Genomic DNA, 16,213 nt, shown 5'->3' with positions numbered 1-16,213 from the left:
TCGACGCGCATCTTTTCCGATCGAAGCAGGATCAGAAATCAATCCGTGGACTGATTTCCCTGCGTAGGCGTTTCAGACTTTTCGGGATGCGCTCCAAAACGGCGCTAAGGCGCCGTTTTGTTTTGAAATCAATAAAGAACACGCTCGTTGAGCTTCGTTATTTTCTCGCTGGCGTCGGAAACGCCATGTTCTTCCATGAGGCAGGACCAGCCGCCCTCAGGCCGCCTGTCGATGCCGAATATGTTGTAGCGGGCGGCGGGTTTGTGACCGCCGAAGTTCTGGCTTGCAGACGGCACGCTGACCACGGGGACCTTGCCGTTCGGCCCGTCTATCTCGTAATGCGTGACAAGATGCGTGTGGCCGTGGAGAACCAGCTCCGCACCATGCTTGCGTATGATCTTCTGGAAACGGCGGATGCCGTAAAGGCGTTTGTGCGCGGGCGTCGCGCCATGGATCGGCGGGTGATGGATCATCACGATGCGAAAGAGCCCGCGTGCACCGGCTTCGTCCAGCATCGCCGCCAGACGCTTGCCTTGCGCAGAGCGGAAATCGCCGCTTGCCATGAAAGGGGCTGTCGCACGCGCCGAGGAAACACCGATCAGCGCCACGGGGCCGCGCACGCGCATATAGGGAAATTGCGGGCGGTTGCCACTGTTGTCGATGCCGTCGCCGCGCATCCACGGTTCCCATTTCCGGCATGACTTGTCGAGCGCGCCGGGAACATAGGCGTCATGATTTCCGGGGACGACCGAGACATCGTTCGGGTTGCCAAGTCTGGTGAGCCAGTCATGGGCAATATCGATTTCGAGATTGAGCGCCAGATTGACGAGATCGCCCGTCACCGCGATATGATCCGGGGATTGCGCCTGCATGTCGGCAATGAGACTGTCGAGTACGGTTCCGTGCATCGCATTTTTGCGATTGCGCAGCCAGTTTATGTAACCGGTAATGCGCTTCGATGCCAATTCGCGGTATCGCACGCGCGGCAGCGGTGAAAGGTGAATATCGGATATGTGGGCGAGACGGAACATAAGGCCCCGTTTACTGGATAATGTTTAAAATCAAAACCTGTTTAGCGACTTTTTGTTGATGACATTGATGCATTAATACGAAGTAGATTGCTTCGCGGAGAGACGGCATGCGCTTTCGACATTTTATATTTCATACATATTTTTTATTAAGACGCCCAATGACATTAGGAGTAAGGGCCATTGTTTTCGATGAAAAAAAGAATTCGGTTTTCCTGGTAAAACATACCTATGTGCCCGGATGGCAGTTGCCGGGCGGAGGCGTCGAGCGCGGCGAGACTTTTATCGAGACGCTGGAAAAGGAACTGCGCGAGGAATGCAATATCGTGCTGAAAGGCTCCCCCCGGCTTTTCGCGCTTTACAAGAACGCCCATGCATCGCCGCGCGATCATGTGGCGCTCTATGTGTGCAGGCAATTCGAGCAGACAGCGCCGCGTTTGCCTGACCGCGAAATTGCCGAATGCGGTTTTTTTCCGCTCGACAATCTGCCGGAGGGAACCACGCCCTCGACGAAACGGCGCCTGCAGGAAGCACTTCACGACCTGGAGCCGCTGCCGATCTGGTGAAGGTGCATCCGCCGCACCCTCACCGTGGCGTGTGGAGTTTTAGAAGCGGTAGGTGATACCCGTGCCGATCAGCCATGGATTGAGCTTGGCCTTGCCGGTCACTTCCGTGCCGCCGATCAGGGTGGCGTCGAATTTCGGTTCCAGGAACAGCTTCTTGACGTCGAAGTTCACGCCCCAATGCTCGTTGAGCATGTAGTCGAAGCCGATCTGCAGCGCGCCGCCGAATGCGTTCTTGACCTTCAGATATTCGACGCCGGTCGCATCCTGATTGTAGAACACGGTATAGTTCACGCCTGCGCCGACATAAGGCTTGAAGGCGCCGAAATTGGTGAAGTGATATTGCAGCGTCAGTGTGGGCGGCAGAATCCAGGCCTTGCCGATCTTGCCCAGCCCGTCGATCGAACCGGCACCGTTGATATTGGCATAGGTCGTGCCGAGAATGAGTTCGGCGGCGAAATTGTCGGTGAAGTAGTAGGTGATGTCGAGTTCAGGCGTGATCGACTTGGAATAGTCGAGATCCGAACCTGAAACGCCATTCACATAGCCGGAATTCTGCGGAACGACGCCGAGTGCGCGCACACGGATCTGCCATGGCGATAGGGCTTCCGGCACGGCCTGAATTTCGGACGCGGGCTGGGCTACGATGGCATCTGCGGCAAACGCCGCCGGTGCGGCGAAGGTCAGGGCGGTAGCGGCCAGCAATCCTCTTGCGAAGCGGTTCATCTCTCTCTCCTTAAGTCGTGGTCAGTCTTTGAAGTCTTGGGGGAGGTAGTAGTGATGCGTGCAATCTGGACCGCGCAACGAAACGCCCCATTGATCGAAATCAATGGGGCGCGAGAGATTTAAGAGATTGCTGATGTTCTCCCGGCACTGTTGCAGGAAAAGCGCAGTTGGTCCGGTCGGGCTTTAAAGCCGCTTCACGCTTTTGCTGGAAGTGCTGAGGGGAAGCGATCCCGGTCATGCGGGGCAGCGAAGTCGATTTCCGGTCCAAGCGGCACAACGCCGGTCGGATTGATCGTCTTGTGGCTGCGATAATAATGGCCCTTGATGTGCTCCATGTTCACGGTCGGGGCGACGCCCGGCACCTGATAAAGCTCGCGCGTGTAGTTCCAGAGGTTCGGATAATCGGCAAGGCGGCGCAGGTTGCACTTGAAATGGCCGACATAGACCGGATCGAAACGCAACAGCGTGGTGAACAGTCGCCAGTCGGCTTCCGTCAGGCGGTCGCCGGTCAGATAGCGCTGGCGGGAAAGACGGTCCTCAAGCGCATCCAGTGCGGCGAAGAGCTGCCCGAACGCTTCCTCATAGGCTTCCTGCGTGGTGGCGAAACCGGCGCGATAAACCCCGTTATTGATGTTGGGATAGATGAAATCGTTGAGCGCATCGATCTCGCCGCGCAGCGCTTCCGGGTAGAAGTCGAGCGAGGCATCGCCGAATTCGTTGAAGGCGGTGTTCAGCATGCGGATGATTTCCGACGATTCGTTGGAGACGATAGTCTGGCGCTCTTTGTCCCACAGGACCGGCACGGTGACGCGGCCGGAATAGTTCGGATCGGCGCGGGTGTAGATTTCGTAAAGACGCTTCGCGCCATAGAGCGCGTCGCCGGTGCTGCCGGTGGTGCCGTGGAAGGTCCAGCCTTCTTCGGCCATCAGAAAATCCACCACGGAAACCGAAATCACGTCTTCCAGCCGTTTCAGCGCGCGGAAAATCAGCGTGCGATGCGCCCATGGGCAGGCATAGGACACATAGAGGTGATAACGGCCCGGTTCGGCCCTGAAGCCGCCTTCGCCGGTCGGACCGGGGCTGCCGTCAGCGGTCACCCAGTTGCGGAATTGCGATTTTGAACGTTCGAAGCGGCCTTTCGTGCTCTCGGTGTCGTACCAGACATCATGCCACTTGCCATCGACCAGAAGTCCCATGCGATTTCTCCTTTTGGCAAGAGAATAGGGCGAGAGCCGCCGTTTTGCAGCATTGCAAGCCGTGAACAGTGCGTAACGGTTCCAAAAGATCAGTCGAAACCGCCATTTTGAAAAAAATGGTTTTACCTCTGTCCATTTTGGTGTAATGCAACTTCCAAATTGCGGTCATCTCAATTCCGGCCGCACAGGAGAACGATGTAATGGAAATGCTTTTCATCCGACGATGAAACTTGGACCGCGCCCAAGCGCGGAGTGCATTCCATTGACCTCACGGTCCCCGACTTCTCCTATTGCGATCTTAAGCCCATGCAGCAGCTTGAACTGACCTATGCGCAGGAATGCCCGGCGCACGACATTGAAATCGAAGCCATCAATGCCGAAGCCTTCGGACCGGGACGTTTCACACGTGCCGCGCATTTCATCCGCGAGGGTGGTCCGCACGCGCTCGATCTTTCCTTCGTGGCGCTGATGGGCGGCATCGTGGTCGGCTCGGTGCGGCAGACGCCGGTTGTCGTCGGCAAGACGCCCGCGCTCCTGCTCGGACCGCTTGCTGTCAGGCCTGAATGGAAGAAGCGGGGCATCGGCGGCAGGCTGATGCGCATGTCGCTGGAAGCCGCCGAAAAGGAAGGCCACAAGCTCGTCATTCTCGTCGGCGATGAGCCTTACTACGGTCCGTTCGGCTTCAAGATGGTCGCGCCGGGCTCCATGATCATGCCGGCACCGGTCGATCCGCGCCGGATGCTCGCCTGCGAACTCGCGCCGGGCGCCGTGAATGGCGTCGGCGGCATCGTGCGCCACGCCAACCGGGCGAAATAGAGCATTTCATTAGAAATGCTCTATCTGTTTGTTTTATCGCATGTCTTTAACCCGAAACCGGTTCCCACTTTCGGGAGACATGCTCTAGTTAAAAAGAGGGGAAAGCGAGGGGCGGTTTACCGCCCTTCGCGATGCCACATGCTGCCGAAGACCAGAAGCAGGGCAGACAGCGCCAGGAAGCCGGAGAACAGCGGCAGGCGATTGACGCTTTTCAACTGCGTGTCCGAAGTCTCCCGCAGGCCGATCCAGTCATTGCCGCTGGCGGCGCGGTTGCCGCTGATGGCCGTGATCGCGGGCACACGGACTGCACTGTCTCCGCTTGCATGGAGGCGATGAACCGAGCCACCCGTCGCCTCGGCAAGCGGTTTCAGGTGATCCGCCGTCGAAATGCTGTCGGCAAATTCCGGCGCATCGATGGGCCCTACATGGGCCAGCGCTTCCAGATCGCCATTCTTCACCCGGAAAATCCCGATCTCGTCCGTCTGCAACGAGCCTTCGAACAGGCCCGGCTTGCTTTGCGCAAGACTGACCTGCAATTCCTTGCCGGAAGGGGTTGTGACGGTCGCCGCACCGGGATTGTCGCCCATGGTCTGGCGACGGATGGAAAGGGCGCGCCCGTTGCCGGAAGCTGTCAGCGCTTCTTCCTCCAGTTCCGGTTCCTGCATCAGCCAGTGGGCGATACGGCGGTAGAGCGAGGCGTAGGGGCCGCCGCCCTCGAAACCGCGCGCCCAAAGCCAGCCCTGATCGGAGAGGAACATGCCGACGCGGCCCTTTCCGACGCGGCTCAACACCAGCAGCGGCTTGTTGTCCGCGCCGCTCATCACCGTTTCGCCCTGCGGCGCGGTAATGTCGATGGTGCGGAACCAGCGGCTCCAGTGCGGTGGCTCCTGATCGCTGCCATCGAGGTCGCGCGTGACCGGGTGGCGTTTGCCGAGATCGGTAAGGCGGGGATAGAATGCCTTTTCCGTCACCGCGCCGGTCGGCATGGCGGGCAGGGCGCTATAGAGCGGCGTGCGGGCAATCGACATTTCGCCTGCATATTCCGGCCCGGCGGCGACCAGAAGCGCGCCGCCATTCTCCACATATTGCGCGATGTAATCGTAATAGAGCAGCGGCAGCACATCGCGGTGCTGGTAGCGGTCGAGAATGATGAGATCGAACTCATTGACCTTATCCACGAAGAGTTCGCGCGTCGGGAAAGCGATCAGCGATAATTCGTTGATCGGAGTGCCGTCCTGCTTTTCGGGCGGGCGCAGAATGGTGAAGTGGACGAGATCGACGGCGGCATCGGATTTGAGCAGGTTGCGCCATGTGCGCTCGCCATTGTGCGGCTCGCCGGAGACGAGCAGCACGCGCAGGTTTTCGCGAACGCCGTCCACGGTTGCGACGGCGCGATTGTTGGCGTCGGTCACTTCACCGGCAAGGGCTGGCGTGGCGATTTCGACAATGTTCACACCGGCGCGCGGCAGGGTGATGGTGACGGGCGTTTCCTGCCCGACCCGCGCTTCCTCCTCGCTGACGGTTTCGCCATTGACGCGGACCTGAACCGGAGCCGGGCTGCCGAGGCTCTTGCCCTCATCGATCACCGTAAACGACATTTCCAGCGGCTTGCCGCTGATGCCATAGCGCGGCGCCTTGTTGAAGCGGATGCGGCGGTCGAACTCGTCCGGCTTGCCGGTCACAAGCCCATGCAGCGGCGCATCGAAGCCGAGCGCATTCTTGTTGGCGGGAATATCATGCACCTGACCGTCGGTAATCAGAACAGCGCCCGCGACGCGGGAAGGCGGAACGTCGAGAAGCGAACGCGCCAGCGGCCCGAAAAGCCGGGTGGCATAGCCGTCTTCATTCTCGCCGGGCTTGCCTGCCTCCACCACGCGGGTTTCAAACTGCGGCATGGTTGCAAGCTGGTCCTGCACAGCCTTCAATGCGGCATCCGTGTCGGCGCGGCGGCTTCCCAGTTCCTGGCTCTGGCTGCGGTCCACCACCACCGAAACCACGCTTTTCAGCGGTTCGCGTTCTTCGTTGATAATGACAGGATTGAAAAGAGCGAGTGCAAGCGCTGCCGCAGCCAGAAGGCGGATCAGCCCGCCACGCATCCGCAACGCAATCGTGGCCAGAACCAGCAACGCCAGCGGCACGAGAACGGCAATCAGCCAGGGCGTGGAGAGAAACGGTTCGAATTCGATGTTCATTCTCACCTCCTACCGCCGTTAGCGTTCACGATCAGGGGAAAAGAGAAGCGGGATTGGGCGATGACGTGGCTGCAAAGCATTATGCTAGTTTCCCAGCCGCTCGATGAGGTCCTTGGCGTGGACCTGATCGGACTTGTAGTTGCCGGTCAGCATATACATCACGATATTCACGCCGCCGCGAATGGCATAGATGCGCTGCATCGGGTCGTTCGGCACGGTCGGCAGAAGCGGATTGCCTTGCTCGTCCACGGCCCATGCACCGGCGAAATCATTGGCGGTGATCATGATCGGGGTCACGCCGTCACCGGTGCGCACAGGGCGGTTCTGCGGCGAAGCATTGGGCGTTGTCGCCTCGACCCAGAGCGGGCTTCCTTCATAGCGGCCCGGAAAATCGGGCATGATGAAGAAGGATTTGGTCAGCACATGATCGTCCGGCACGGGTTCCAGCGGCGGTACATTCATGCCGTCGAGAATGGCGCGCAGGCGCTGGTTGGCCGGTGAGGCGGACGCATCGAGGCTGGCTCCGGCCTGCAACTGGTCGCGCGTGTCGAAAAGCACGGTGCCGCCCTGCTGCATATAGGCATCGACCCTGGCAATCGCTTCCGGGCTTGGCATCGGCGCTTGCGGGTCGATAGGCCAGTAGATCAACGGATAAAAGGCCAGCTCATCCTTGGCGGGATCGACGCCGACAGGGTCGCCCGGTTCAAGCGCGGTCTTGTCCATCAGCGCGAAGCTTAAACCGCGCAGCCCGGCCTTGCTGATGTCGTCGGTCTGGGCGCTGCCGGTGATGACATAGGCAAGATGCGTCTGCGAGACCGAGTTGACGATCGCCTCGTCTCCCGGCTTGCTGTCGTCATGCACCTGTTGCTGTGTCTTGGACTGGGATTGAGATTGAGATGGGGATGGGGTCTGGGCTTGTGCTTCGCCCATTCCGGACGGAAGAAGGTTGAAGGCAAGCGAACCAGCCAGCAGCACGGCGATGCCTGCGGCCTTGGCGCGCACTTTCATGCGGCGGCGGAAGGCACCGCGCAGCCACAGCATCAAAAGCGTATCGAGCGCGAGCAGCATTGCGGCGACCGCAAAGAACGGTCCCGCCAGTGAAATCGACTGGTCGGACGTGTAGGAAGCGGGCACTATTCCGACGGAAAATGCGGGTTGTGCTATCGGTTGCAGCTTGATGTCGGCACCTTCAAAGATGTTGAGCGCTTTCAATCCGTCCTCATTGCCATAGAAACCGGGCGGCGTGTTGATGCTGACGCTCGCCTGCCTGTTCTTCTCGACGATCAGCGGCTTGGCTTCGGATGTGGGCGGGGTCAGCGCGCCGGAAGCCGACAGGAGCTGGTATGGCGGAAGCGAGACCGAGGCCTGCATGTCCTGCGCGCCGGTTCTCTGCGACAGCGAGACGATGCGGCGCAGCATTTCCACGAACGAACCTGAAATGGGCAGGCTCGACCAGCTGGCATCCGGCGAGATGTGGAACAGGACGATATTGCCGCGCCCGCGCTGTTCGCCGGTCACAAGCGGCGTTCCATCCTGAAGAACGGCGTAAGCCTTGTCGTTGAGATCGAATGACGGTTCGGCAAGGACCTGTCTTGTGACGGTCACGTCGTCGGGAACGGCAAGACCCGCAAAAGGCCCCTTGTCAGGGAAAGCGCGCAATTTCTGCGGCTCCGACCAGGACAGCGTGCCGCCCAGTGCGCGTTCGCCCTTGCGCAGTTTCACTGGCAGAAGCGGGTCGTTGTCGCTGGCGCCGGCAAGGCGCGGGCCTGCGAACCGCACCAGCGTGCCGCCGTCCTCGATCCACTTGGAAAGCTGCTCGGTGACCGGCTGCGGCAGCGTGCCGATATCGGCCATGATGAGGATCGACGGCTTTGCATCCAGCACTTCCGGCACGGATTGCAGCAGGTCCGCCGAGCGCGGTTCGATCAGATTGACATAGGGCGAAAGCGCCCGGGAAATATAGTGCAGCGGCGAGAGCAGCGGCTGCGCCAGATCGCCGTCGCCGCTGGCGATCAGGCCGACAGTGCGCCGTTCCGATCCCGCATCGATCAGCCTTGTCGCGCCTGCCTGTTCGATGCCATCGACACGGATCAGGCGGAAATCGTTGCGAAGCTCCACCGGCAGGTTGAACCGCGCCGTGCCTTCCGCGCTTCCAGGCGTGAAGGAAAGCGGCGCTTCGGCGATGCGGCGTCCCTTGTCGTCATAGGCGGCTGCGGTGAGCGTGCGCGGGGCCGATACGCCTTGCGGGCGGATGGCAATCGCTTCCAGACTGTCAGCCTTGTTGTCGATGCCGGTCAGCGCGAAAATGCGGCTGAGGCCCGCACCATACCAGAGAACGGAAGCGAGATGGCCGGACTTGTCCAGTTCCGCGAAGGCTTGCGCGTCATTCGGCGTAGCCAGCCCGTCGCTCATGAAGGCAAGGCGAAGTTTGGCACCGGCAGGCAGGGCGGATGAGAGCCGCTCCAGCGCCGCCTTGCGGTCGACGGGAATAGGGCGCGGTTCCAGCGCCTGCAGGCGTTCGGCGGCGCGCTTGCCGTCATAGGGGCCGATTTCCGCATTGGCCGGTTCCGCCGTGCCTGCGATATAGATCGGCGCGTCAGTGCCTTCCGCATCGGAAATGAGCTTTTCGGCGGCATTGACGCGCTGTTGCCAGTCTTCGGCGGAAGCCCAGCCATTATCGATGACGATGGCGAGCGGCTCATTGCCCGCAAGCGCCACCGGACGCGGATTCCAGACCGGCGAGGCAAGCGCGAGAATGACGAGCGCGGCGATGAGCAGCCGCAGCAGCGTCATCCACCATGGGCTTTTCGACGGCACTTCCTCGCGCTTGAAGACTTGCGCCAGAATGCGCAGCGGCGGAAAGGTTTCTTCCTGCGGGCGCGGCGGCGTCATGCGCAAAAGCCACCAGATGACCGGCAGGGCGATCAATCCTGCTAGGATGAGCGGCGAACCGAAGGCGAGCGGCAGGAAATTCATGTGCTGCTTCCCTTGGTGCTGCTCCCTGTTGCGCTCAGGGCATCGTGAAGACGCGCCAGCGCTTCGGCTGTCGGCCTGTCGGTGCGGTGAACCGTATAGCTCCAGCCAATCCGCTTGCAGTAATCGATGAGAGTTTCTCGCCGCGCGGTGTAGAGGCGGCGATAGTCCTCAGCATAGGTTTCGGCCCGACCTGCGACAAGCGTCGCGCCGGTTTCGGGATCACGGAACTCGGTGCGGCCGGAATAGGGAAATGTCTCTTCCGCCGGATCGGCCACTTCCACCAGATGCGCGCGGACGCCGCGTCTGGCGAGGCGGTCGAGAAGATCGCTCAGTTCATCGAATGGATGCAGGAAGTCGGAGACCAGCACGACTTCCGAAAAGCGGCGTATCTGGCCGATATCCGGCAGCGCCGGAGCGGGCGCGTCGTGCATCAGCGCCGCTGCAAGCCTCTCTGCACCATTGCGGGCCGAAAAGGGCTGGATCAGCTCCGGAAAGGCGATGCGTTCGCCCGAACGCGACAGAAGTTCGGCAAGCGCCAGCGTCAGCACCAGCGAACGCGCTTCCTTGGAAACCGGCGCCATCTGCGAGCGATAGAGCATCGAAGGCGAAAAATCGCACCACAGCCAGACCGTATGGGCGGATTCCCATTCGCGGTCGCGGACATAGGTATGGTCGTCGCGGGCCGAGCGCCGCCAGTCGATGCGGGCGAGGGATTCGCCCTCGACGTAGGGACGGAACTGCCAGAAATTTTCACCCGGGCCGCGTTTGCGCCGTCCGTGCCAGCCATTCATGACGGTATTGACCACGCGCTGCGCTTCCACTAGCAGATCGGGGATAGCAGCGGCCCGCGCGCGGGCGCGGGCAAGCGTCTCCTTGCGATCTGCGGTGGAAACTTCTGCGCCGATCACCATCAGACAGCAGCCTTTACCAGATTGGCGATGACGTCACGAATATGCATGCCATCGGCGCGCGCGGCGAAATTGAGCGCCATGCGGTGCTGTAATACCGGCTCGGCCAGTGCCTTCACGTCGTCAACCGAGGGGGCGAGGCGGCCTTCATAAAGCGCGCGCGCCCTTGCACAGAGCATCAGCGCCTGGCTGGCGCGGGGGCCGGGACCCCAGGCGATATGCTTCTTCGCATGGTCGTTGTCGGCGTCAGGTCTTGCGGAGCGCACCAGCTTGAGGATTGCTTCCACGACGCTTTCCGACACGGGCATGCGCCGCACCAGGGTCTGCATTTCGATCAGCCGCTCGGCATTGATGATTTCATAGGCCCTGGCTTCGGAAACGCCGGTCGTCTCCAGGAGAATGCGGCGTTCCGCATCTAGTTCGGGATAGAGAATGTCGACCTGCATCAGGAAGCGGTCGAGCTGGGCTTCCGGCAGCGGATAGGTGCCTTCCTGCTCCAGCGGGTTCTGCGTCGCCAGAACGTGGAATGGCGCTGGCAGGTCGTAGCGCTGGCCCGCGACCGTCACATGATATTCCTGCATGGCCTGCAAAAGGGCGGACTGCGTGCGGGGCGAGGCGCGGTTGATTTCATCGGCCATCAGGAGCTGCGCGAAGATCGGCCCCTTGAGATAGCGGAAGGAGCGGCGTCCGTCGGCATCCTGTTCCATGACTTCCGAGCCGATGATGTCGGAAGGCATCAGGTCGGGCGTGAACTGGATGCGCTGGCCGGAAAGGCCAAGCACGGTTCCAAGCGTTTCGACCAGCTTGGTCTTGGCGAGGCCCGGCACGCCGACGAGGAGCGCATGGCCACCGGCAAGCACGGCGACGAGGGTGCGCTCGATCACGTTTTCCTGACCGAAGATCACGGTGCCGACACTTGCCTTGATGCGGGCGATATCTGCGAGCGCCCGTTCGGCCTCCGCGACGATTTGTTCGGGATTGGCGGTTTCAGGCGTAACGGCAACGCTCATATGGACCTCGCAATGCTCTGGCGGAACTGCTTCTTAAATCGCTATATAATACTGACAAGCCGCGAAAGGGTGACTATTTCATGGCTTTGGGTCTATTTGCGCAGGAATAACCGAGTCGGATGATAAAAAGCACCCCTGAAGGCAAAGACGCGCCGCAAGAATCCATGCGGAATACCGGGACCGCCGGCGGGCTGGAAGCCCTGATCGCACGCGCCCATGCCGATGCGCAGAGCGGTCCTTCGACCAGGGAGCGCGGAATCCCGCCGGTCGAGCGGTGGAATCCGGAATTCTGCGGCGATCTCGACATGGAAATAAAGGCGGACGGCACATGGTTCTACATGGGCACGCCGATCGGCCGCAAGCAGCTCGTCAGGCTGTTCTCGACCGTGCTGCGCAAGGATGAGGACGGAAAGACCTATCTGGTCACGCCGGTGGAAAAGGTCGGCATCCGCGTCGAGGACGCGCATTTCATGGCCGTCGAGATGGAGGTCTCCGGCGAAGGAGCGACGCAGGCGCTCACCTTCCGCACCAATGTCGGCGATGTGGTTACAGCCGATGCGCAGCATCCCTTGCGCTTCGTGGTCGAGCCGGAAAGCGGCGGCCTCAAGCCTTATGTGCTGGTTCGCGGACGACTGGAGGCGCTGATTGCCCGTTCGGTCATGTATGATCTTGTGGCGCTGGGCGAGGAAATCGAAATCGACGGGGTGCAGACATTTGCGGTCCGCTCCGGCGGCGTGGTCTTTCCGATCATGGCGGTGGATGCGCTGGAGGCGGCATTGCAATGAACAGCTTTTCTGACTTTTCAGCCGGTGATTTTGCCGAGCGGGTCCGGCAGTGGCACCCGGACCACGATGCGGTAACGGGCGATCATTCGCTCAATCCCGATTTCACGCAGGCCATGGTGACGGCGAAGATGCGCGACGCGGCCGTGCTGGTGCCGGTGGTGGATCGCGGATCGGAAGCCACGCTGCTTTTGACGCAGCGCACCGACACATTGCGCAAGCATTCGGGCCAGATCGCCTTTCCGGGCGGGGCAATCGACCCGGAAGACGGCACGGCGGAACGGGCGGCACTGCGCGAGGCCAATGAAGAAATCGGGCTTGCGGCGGATCGCGCCGAGATCATCGGCAATCTGCCGCGTTATCTCACCGGCAGCGGCTTTTCGATCACGCCCATCCTCGCGGTGGTGAAAACGCCGTTCGACGTGCATCCCAACCCGGACGAAGTGGCCGATATTTTCGAGGTTCCGCTTTCCTTCCTGATGAATCCGCAGAATCACCGGCGGGAAAGCAGGATGTTCAACGGCAAGGAACGCTTTTATTACGCCATGCCCTATCACGAGCGATTCATCTGGGGGGCAACCGCCGGGATCATTCGCGGACTTTATGAAAGGCTCTACGTTTGAGTATCAATATTTCCGGCAAGGCGGACTGGCTTAAGGCAAAGCCGTTGCAGGCCCTGTTCAAGGCGCTGAACCGTGATGGCGGCGAGGTGCGCGTCGTCGGCGGCGCGGTGCGCAACACGCTGCTTGGCACCGGGGTGAGCGATGTGGATCTGGCGACGACGCATGTGCCGGACGAGACTGTCCGGCTGGCGACCGAAGCCGGTTTCAAGCCGGTGCCGACCGGCATCGAGCACGGCACGATAACCGTTGTCGTGCAGGGGCATCCGTTCGAGGTAACGACGCTGCGGCAGGACATCGAAACCAATGGCCGTCACGCCAAGGTTGCGTTTGGAACCGACTGGAAGGCCGATGCCGAGCGGCGCGACTTCACCATCAACGCGCTCTATGCGACCGCTGACGGCACGATCATCGATGATGTCGGCGGCCTTGCCGACATAGAGAGCCGGACGCTGCGCTTCATCGGCGATGCGGAGCAGCGCATTCGCGAGGATTACCTGCGCATCCTGCGCTTCTTCCGCTTCTTCGCCTGGTACGGTTCAGGTCGGCCCGAGGCTGAAGGATTGCGCGCCAGCGCGCGGCTGAAGGACGGGCTTTCACAGCTTTCCGCCGAACGGGTCTGGTCGGAACTGAAGAAGCTTCTGTCTGCTCCCGATCCCTCGCGCGCGCTTTTGTGGATGCGCCAGGGCGGCGTGCTGAACCTCATTTTGCCGGAAAGCGAGAAATGGGGCATCGACGCCATTCACGGGCTGGTGCGCACCGAGGCCGATCTTGGCTGGCAGGCCGATCCGCTGCTGCGGCTCGAAAGCATCATCCCGCCCGACAGCGTGCGGATGGAAGAGATGGGCAAGCGGCTGAAAATGTCCAATGCCGAAAGGGCGCGGCTCGAAGCCTGGGCGCGCGCCGATGCAGTCAAGCCGGAACTTTCCGAACAGGCGTTGAAGAAGACCATCTATCGCGGCAGCAAGCAGGCCGTGCTCGACCGCATTCGTCTGGCCTATGCCGCGGCGCGGGCCGAGGCCGCAGGCAGCGACGAAGCAATGGTGCGCGCCGGTGGTTTCGCCCGTCTTCTGGATACTGCCGAACGTTACGATGCGCCGGTCTTTCCCGTCACGGGGGGCGATCTTCTGGCCCTCGGCATCCAGAAAGGCCCGGGGCTGGGCGAGGCCTTGCGGTCGCTTGAAACTTTCTGGATAGACTCCGGTTTTAGCCTTGACCGCACCGCGCTTCTGGACAAACTTGATCGTAGTTAGGGTGCTTCTGCCCTGACTATTCTTTCTACGGCATTTCCGAACACAAAACCGTGTCTCACTTTTGTTGGAAATGCCGCGAAAATGAACAGCTGACCTCTTGTCGGCAAATTTTCGCTATAGTTTCATTCATTTATGGCTGGGAAGTTTTCAGCGTCATTCTGAAAGAGCGTGAGATGTCCAATCCCGATACATCGATACAAGACAAGGCAGCGGCCGATCCGAAGCAGAAGTTTGGCACCGAGGGCATCGCCGCCATGGACCGGCCGAGCCGCATCACCCGTTTCTTCATGGGGATCGTATCCTGGGCCGAAGGTCTCAACCTGAAATATGCCAGGCTTGGCAATCCGCCGGTCTATGACAACGCGACCTTTCCGTGGGCTGCGGAGATCGAGAAGGAATGGCCGGCCATCCGCAAGGAACTGGACACGATTCTACTGCGCCAGAGCGAACTGCCTTCCTTTCAGGACATTTCGACCGACGTGAAGACGATCTCGACCGACAATCGCTGGAAGACGTTCTTCCTGCTCGGTTTCGGCGTGAAGTCGGAACAGAACATCAAGGCCTGCCCGGAAACCTGGCGCATCGTCAACAAGATTCCGGGCCTTACGACGGCGATGTTCTCCATCTTCGAGCCGGGCAAGCACCTGCCGCCGCATCGCGGCCCTTATAATGGCGTGCTGCGCCTGCATCTCGGCCTCATCGTGCCGGAGCCGAACGACAAGCTTGCCATCCGCGTGGACAAACAGGTCTGTCACTGGCAGGAAGGCAAGGTGCTGATTTTCGACGATGCCTATGAGCATGAGGCATGGAACCACACGGACAAGACGCGGGTCGTGCTGTTCGTCGATTTCGTGAAGCCGCTGAAGTTCCCGGCCCGGTTCGTCAACTGGTGCCTGATGAATCTCGCCATCTTCACGCCCTTCATCAAGGAAGGGCTCGATAACCACAATGAGTGGGAAAAGAAGTTCTACGCGGAAGCCGAAAAGCTTCGCAACCAGCCCAATACCAAGTCTCGTTGAGTCCAGCTCATCGGGAATTGGTTAAGCCCGTGCGGCGATTGAGCAATTTCAGGGCGCGATGCGTCGGCATGCCGGTGCCTGCCATGGAGCCTGAACGGTTTGACACCGGCGCGCGGCGCTTATAAATGAGCAGGAGGGGCTATTGCCCTCCTGTCCTTTGGGCCTCTGGAAGAGGAATTGTTGATGCTGGAGATAGTCGGAAGCCTTTGAGCGTTCCGGACGAAACTGCAAGTAGCGGGTGCTGAAAGCGCCTGACATGCAGGTCCAGGAGCGGAAACGGCATTGGCCGTGGATGGTTCACCATCCGCGAAGGCTGATGCTTGTCATGGTTTCCATCCAGGCATTAACGACAATGAATATCTCACGCATGGAACAGCGCGTGTTGCACGTGCTGGCGCAGGGCGGCTACATCCGCCATCTGCGCGAAGACGGACGCATCTGCGATATCGAATGCTATACCCGGGAAGGCTATCTGCTTTCCGACTGCACGATGGCGATTTTTCAGCAATTGCGCCGCAAGCGGCTGATCGAATCGCGCATGGGCAGTCCTTATCGCATCTCCTTGAAGGGCCGCGAGAATGTCCGCGCCCAGGCAAACAACCGGTGAAGGAGAGGGACATGCATATTCGCAACGAAACGCCCGAAGATGCCGCTGACATCCGTCGCCTGACGGATGATGCATTCCGCAACGCTGCCCATAGCAGCGGGAAGGAAGGGGAAATCATCGATGCGCTGCGCGCCGCAGATGCGCTCACCCTGTCGCTGGTTGCGGAAGAGGACGGGCAGGTTCTGGGTCACGTCGCTTTCTCGCCGGTTCTGGTCGGCGGCGAGGACAAGGGCTGGCATGGGCTTGGTCCCGTTTCGGTCCGCCCGGACCGGCAGGGCGAGGGGATCGGCGGCAAGCTTATCCGCGAGGGCCTTGCGCGGTTGCGCAGCCTCGGCGCTGAAGGCTGCGTCCTTCTGGGTGATCCCGGCTATTACGGGCGCTTCGGCTTCAAGGCCGATGAGCGGCTGAAACTGCCGGGCGTGCCGGCGGAGTATTTCCAGTGTCTGGCCTTCGGGCCGGACATTCCGGAAGGCGACGTCGCCTATCATTCCGCCTTCGCAATATGATTGAAGGGCCG

15 protein-coding genes are annotated in these 16,213 nt (G+C 60.7%); 8 read left to right on the top strand and 7 right to left on the bottom strand.

Annotated features, from left to right (window positions below; all coding sequences use genetic code 11):
• Positions 1–128: 128 nt before the first annotated feature.
• Positions 129–1,031, bottom strand: a complete 903-nt coding sequence (locus OINT_RS08395) for a metallophosphoesterase family protein (protein ID WP_006467359.1) — start codon at positions 1,029–1,031, stop codon at positions 129–131.
• A gap of 107 nt (positions 1,032–1,138) precedes the next feature.
• Here OINT_RS08395 and OINT_RS08390 point away from each other — a divergent pair, with 107 nt between their 5' ends.
• Entirely contained in the window at positions 1,139–1,594 is a 456-nt protein-coding gene (locus OINT_RS08390; RefSeq protein WP_006467358.1) for an NUDIX domain-containing protein, read from the top strand.
• Between the two features lie 39 nt (positions 1,595–1,633).
• Here the strand turns inward: OINT_RS08390 and OINT_RS08385 are convergent, their stop codons facing one another.
• Together OINT_RS08385 and OINT_RS08380 are read right to left on the bottom strand one after the other, a co-directional pair.
• Positions 1,634–2,317 (bottom strand): OmpW/AlkL family protein, encoded by a 684-nt coding sequence (locus OINT_RS08385; protein ID WP_006467357.1) that lies wholly within the window; start codon positions 2,315–2,317, stop codon positions 1,634–1,636.
• A 194-nt stretch (positions 2,318–2,511) separates the two neighbouring features.
• A complete protein-coding gene (locus OINT_RS08380; RefSeq protein WP_006467356.1) occupies positions 2,512–3,513 on the bottom strand; it encodes a glutathione S-transferase family protein in 1,002 nt (333 codons plus the stop codon).
• 306 nt (positions 3,514–3,819) lie between these two features.
• On the opposite strand from OINT_RS08380, the gene OINT_RS08375 reads away from it, so the two are divergent.
• Complete coding sequence (locus tag OINT_RS08375; RefSeq protein WP_006472721.1) at positions 3,820–4,329, top strand: GNAT family N-acetyltransferase; 510 nt, start codon at positions 3,820–3,822, stop codon at positions 4,327–4,329.
• Between the two features lie 116 nt (positions 4,330–4,445).
• Here the strand turns inward: OINT_RS08375 and OINT_RS08370 are convergent, their stop codons facing one another.
• The 4 genes from OINT_RS08370 to OINT_RS08355 all read right to left on the bottom strand — a co-directional run bounded on the left by OINT_RS08370 (position 4,446) and on the right by OINT_RS08355 (position 11,415).
• Positions 4,446–6,521, bottom strand: coding sequence for a hypothetical protein (locus OINT_RS08370; RefSeq protein ID WP_006472722.1), 2,076 nt, complete (start codon positions 6,519–6,521; stop codon positions 4,446–4,448).
• 84 nt (positions 6,522–6,605) lie between these two features.
• A complete protein-coding gene (locus tag OINT_RS08365; protein WP_006467353.1) occupies positions 6,606–9,497 on the bottom strand; it encodes a DUF4159 domain-containing protein in 2,892 nt (963 codons plus the stop codon).
• Positions 9,494–10,408 carry a DUF58 domain-containing protein gene (locus OINT_RS08360; RefSeq protein ID WP_006467352.1) on the bottom strand — a complete coding sequence of 305 codons (915 nt, stop codon included), beginning with the start codon at positions 10,406–10,408 and terminating at the stop codon, positions 9,494–9,496. Before OINT_RS08360 ends, OINT_RS08365 begins: the two co-directional genes overlap by 4 nt.
• Positions 10,408–11,415, bottom strand: a complete 1,008-nt coding sequence (locus OINT_RS08355) for an AAA family ATPase (protein ID WP_006467351.1) — start codon at positions 11,413–11,415, stop codon at positions 10,408–10,410. Before OINT_RS08355 ends, OINT_RS08360 begins: the two co-directional genes overlap by 1 nt.
• A gap of 119 nt (positions 11,416–11,534) precedes the next feature.
• Between OINT_RS08355 and OINT_RS08350 the strand changes: the two genes are divergently transcribed.
• The 6 genes from OINT_RS08350 to OINT_RS08325 all read left to right on the top strand — a co-directional run bounded on the left by OINT_RS08350 (position 11,535) and on the right by OINT_RS08325 (position 16,202).
• Positions 11,535–12,200, top strand: a complete 666-nt coding sequence (locus tag OINT_RS08350; RefSeq protein WP_006467350.1) for a DUF1285 domain-containing protein — start codon at positions 11,535–11,537, stop codon at positions 12,198–12,200.
• Positions 12,197–12,820 (top strand): CoA pyrophosphatase, encoded by a 624-nt coding sequence (locus OINT_RS08345; protein ID WP_006467349.1) that lies wholly within the window; start codon positions 12,197–12,199, stop codon positions 12,818–12,820. Before OINT_RS08350 ends, OINT_RS08345 begins: the two co-directional genes overlap by 4 nt.
• A complete protein-coding gene (locus OINT_RS08340) occupies positions 12,817–14,070 on the top strand; it encodes a CCA tRNA nucleotidyltransferase (RefSeq protein ID WP_006467348.1) in 1,254 nt (417 codons plus the stop codon). The genes OINT_RS08345 and OINT_RS08340 overlap by 4 nt, the downstream gene beginning before the upstream one ends.
• A 173-nt stretch (positions 14,071–14,243) precedes the next feature.
• A complete protein-coding gene (olsC, locus tag OINT_RS08335) occupies positions 14,244–15,089 on the top strand; it encodes an ornithine lipid ester-linked acyl 2-hydroxylase OlsC (RefSeq protein WP_006472723.1) in 846 nt (281 codons plus the stop codon).
• Between the two features lie 352 nt (positions 15,090–15,441).
• Complete coding sequence (locus OINT_RS08330; RefSeq protein ID WP_006472724.1) at positions 15,442–15,696, top strand: YjhX family toxin; 255 nt, start codon at positions 15,442–15,444, stop codon at positions 15,694–15,696.
• An 11-nt stretch (positions 15,697–15,707) separates the two neighbouring features.
• A complete protein-coding gene (locus OINT_RS08325; protein ID WP_006472725.1) occupies positions 15,708–16,202 on the top strand; it encodes a GNAT family N-acetyltransferase in 495 nt (164 codons plus the stop codon).
• Positions 16,203–16,213: the final 11 nt, after the last annotated feature.

It is taken from the genome of Brucella intermedia LMG 3301, assembly GCF_000182645.1.
Lineage (GTDB): Bacteria > Pseudomonadota > Alphaproteobacteria > Rhizobiales > Rhizobiaceae > Brucella > Brucella intermedia.
Note: the sequence above shows the minus strand (reverse complement) of the source record. Positions and strands in the feature narration are given on the sequence as shown.

Excerpts from the sequence above, each read along its gene's own strand:
- OINT_RS08395 (WP_006467359.1), bottom strand. The coding sequence starts at position 1,031 with ATGTTCCGTCTCGCCCACATATCCGATATTCACCTTTCACCGCTGCCG.
- OINT_RS08390 (WP_006467358.1), top strand. The coding sequence starts at position 1,139 with ATGCGCTTTCGACATTTTATATTTCATACATATTTTTTATTAAGACGC.
- OINT_RS08385 (WP_006467357.1), bottom strand. The coding sequence starts at position 2,317 with ATGAACCGCTTCGCAAGAGGATTGCTGGCCGCTACCGCCCTGACCTTC.
- OINT_RS08380 (WP_006467356.1), bottom strand. The coding sequence starts at position 3,513 with ATGGGACTTCTGGTCGATGGCAAGTGGCATGATGTCTGGTACGACACC.
- OINT_RS08375 (WP_006472721.1), top strand. The coding sequence starts at position 3,820 with ATGCAGCAGCTTGAACTGACCTATGCGCAGGAATGCCCGGCGCACGAC.
- OINT_RS08370 (WP_006472722.1), bottom strand. The coding sequence starts at position 6,521 with ATGAACATCGAATTCGAACCGTTTCTCTCCACGCCCTGGCTGATTGCC.
- OINT_RS08365 (WP_006467353.1), bottom strand. The coding sequence starts at position 9,497 with ATGAATTTCCTGCCGCTCGCCTTCGGTTCGCCGCTCATCCTAGCAGGA.
- OINT_RS08360 (WP_006467352.1), bottom strand. The coding sequence starts at position 10,408 with ATGGTGATCGGCGCAGAAGTTTCCACCGCAGATCGCAAGGAGACGCTT.
- OINT_RS08355 (WP_006467351.1), bottom strand. The coding sequence starts at position 11,415 with ATGAGCGTTGCCGTTACGCCTGAAACCGCCAATCCCGAACAAATCGTC.
- OINT_RS08350 (WP_006467350.1), top strand. The coding sequence starts at position 11,535 with ATGATAAAAAGCACCCCTGAAGGCAAAGACGCGCCGCAAGAATCCATG.
- OINT_RS08345 (WP_006467349.1), top strand. The coding sequence starts at position 12,197 with ATGAACAGCTTTTCTGACTTTTCAGCCGGTGATTTTGCCGAGCGGGTC.
- olsC (WP_006472723.1), top strand. The coding sequence starts at position 14,244 with ATGTCCAATCCCGATACATCGATACAAGACAAGGCAGCGGCCGATCCG.
- OINT_RS08330 (WP_006472724.1), top strand. The coding sequence starts at position 15,442 with ATGAATATCTCACGCATGGAACAGCGCGTGTTGCACGTGCTGGCGCAG.
- OINT_RS08325 (WP_006472725.1), top strand. The coding sequence starts at position 15,708 with ATGCATATTCGCAACGAAACGCCCGAAGATGCCGCTGACATCCGTCGC.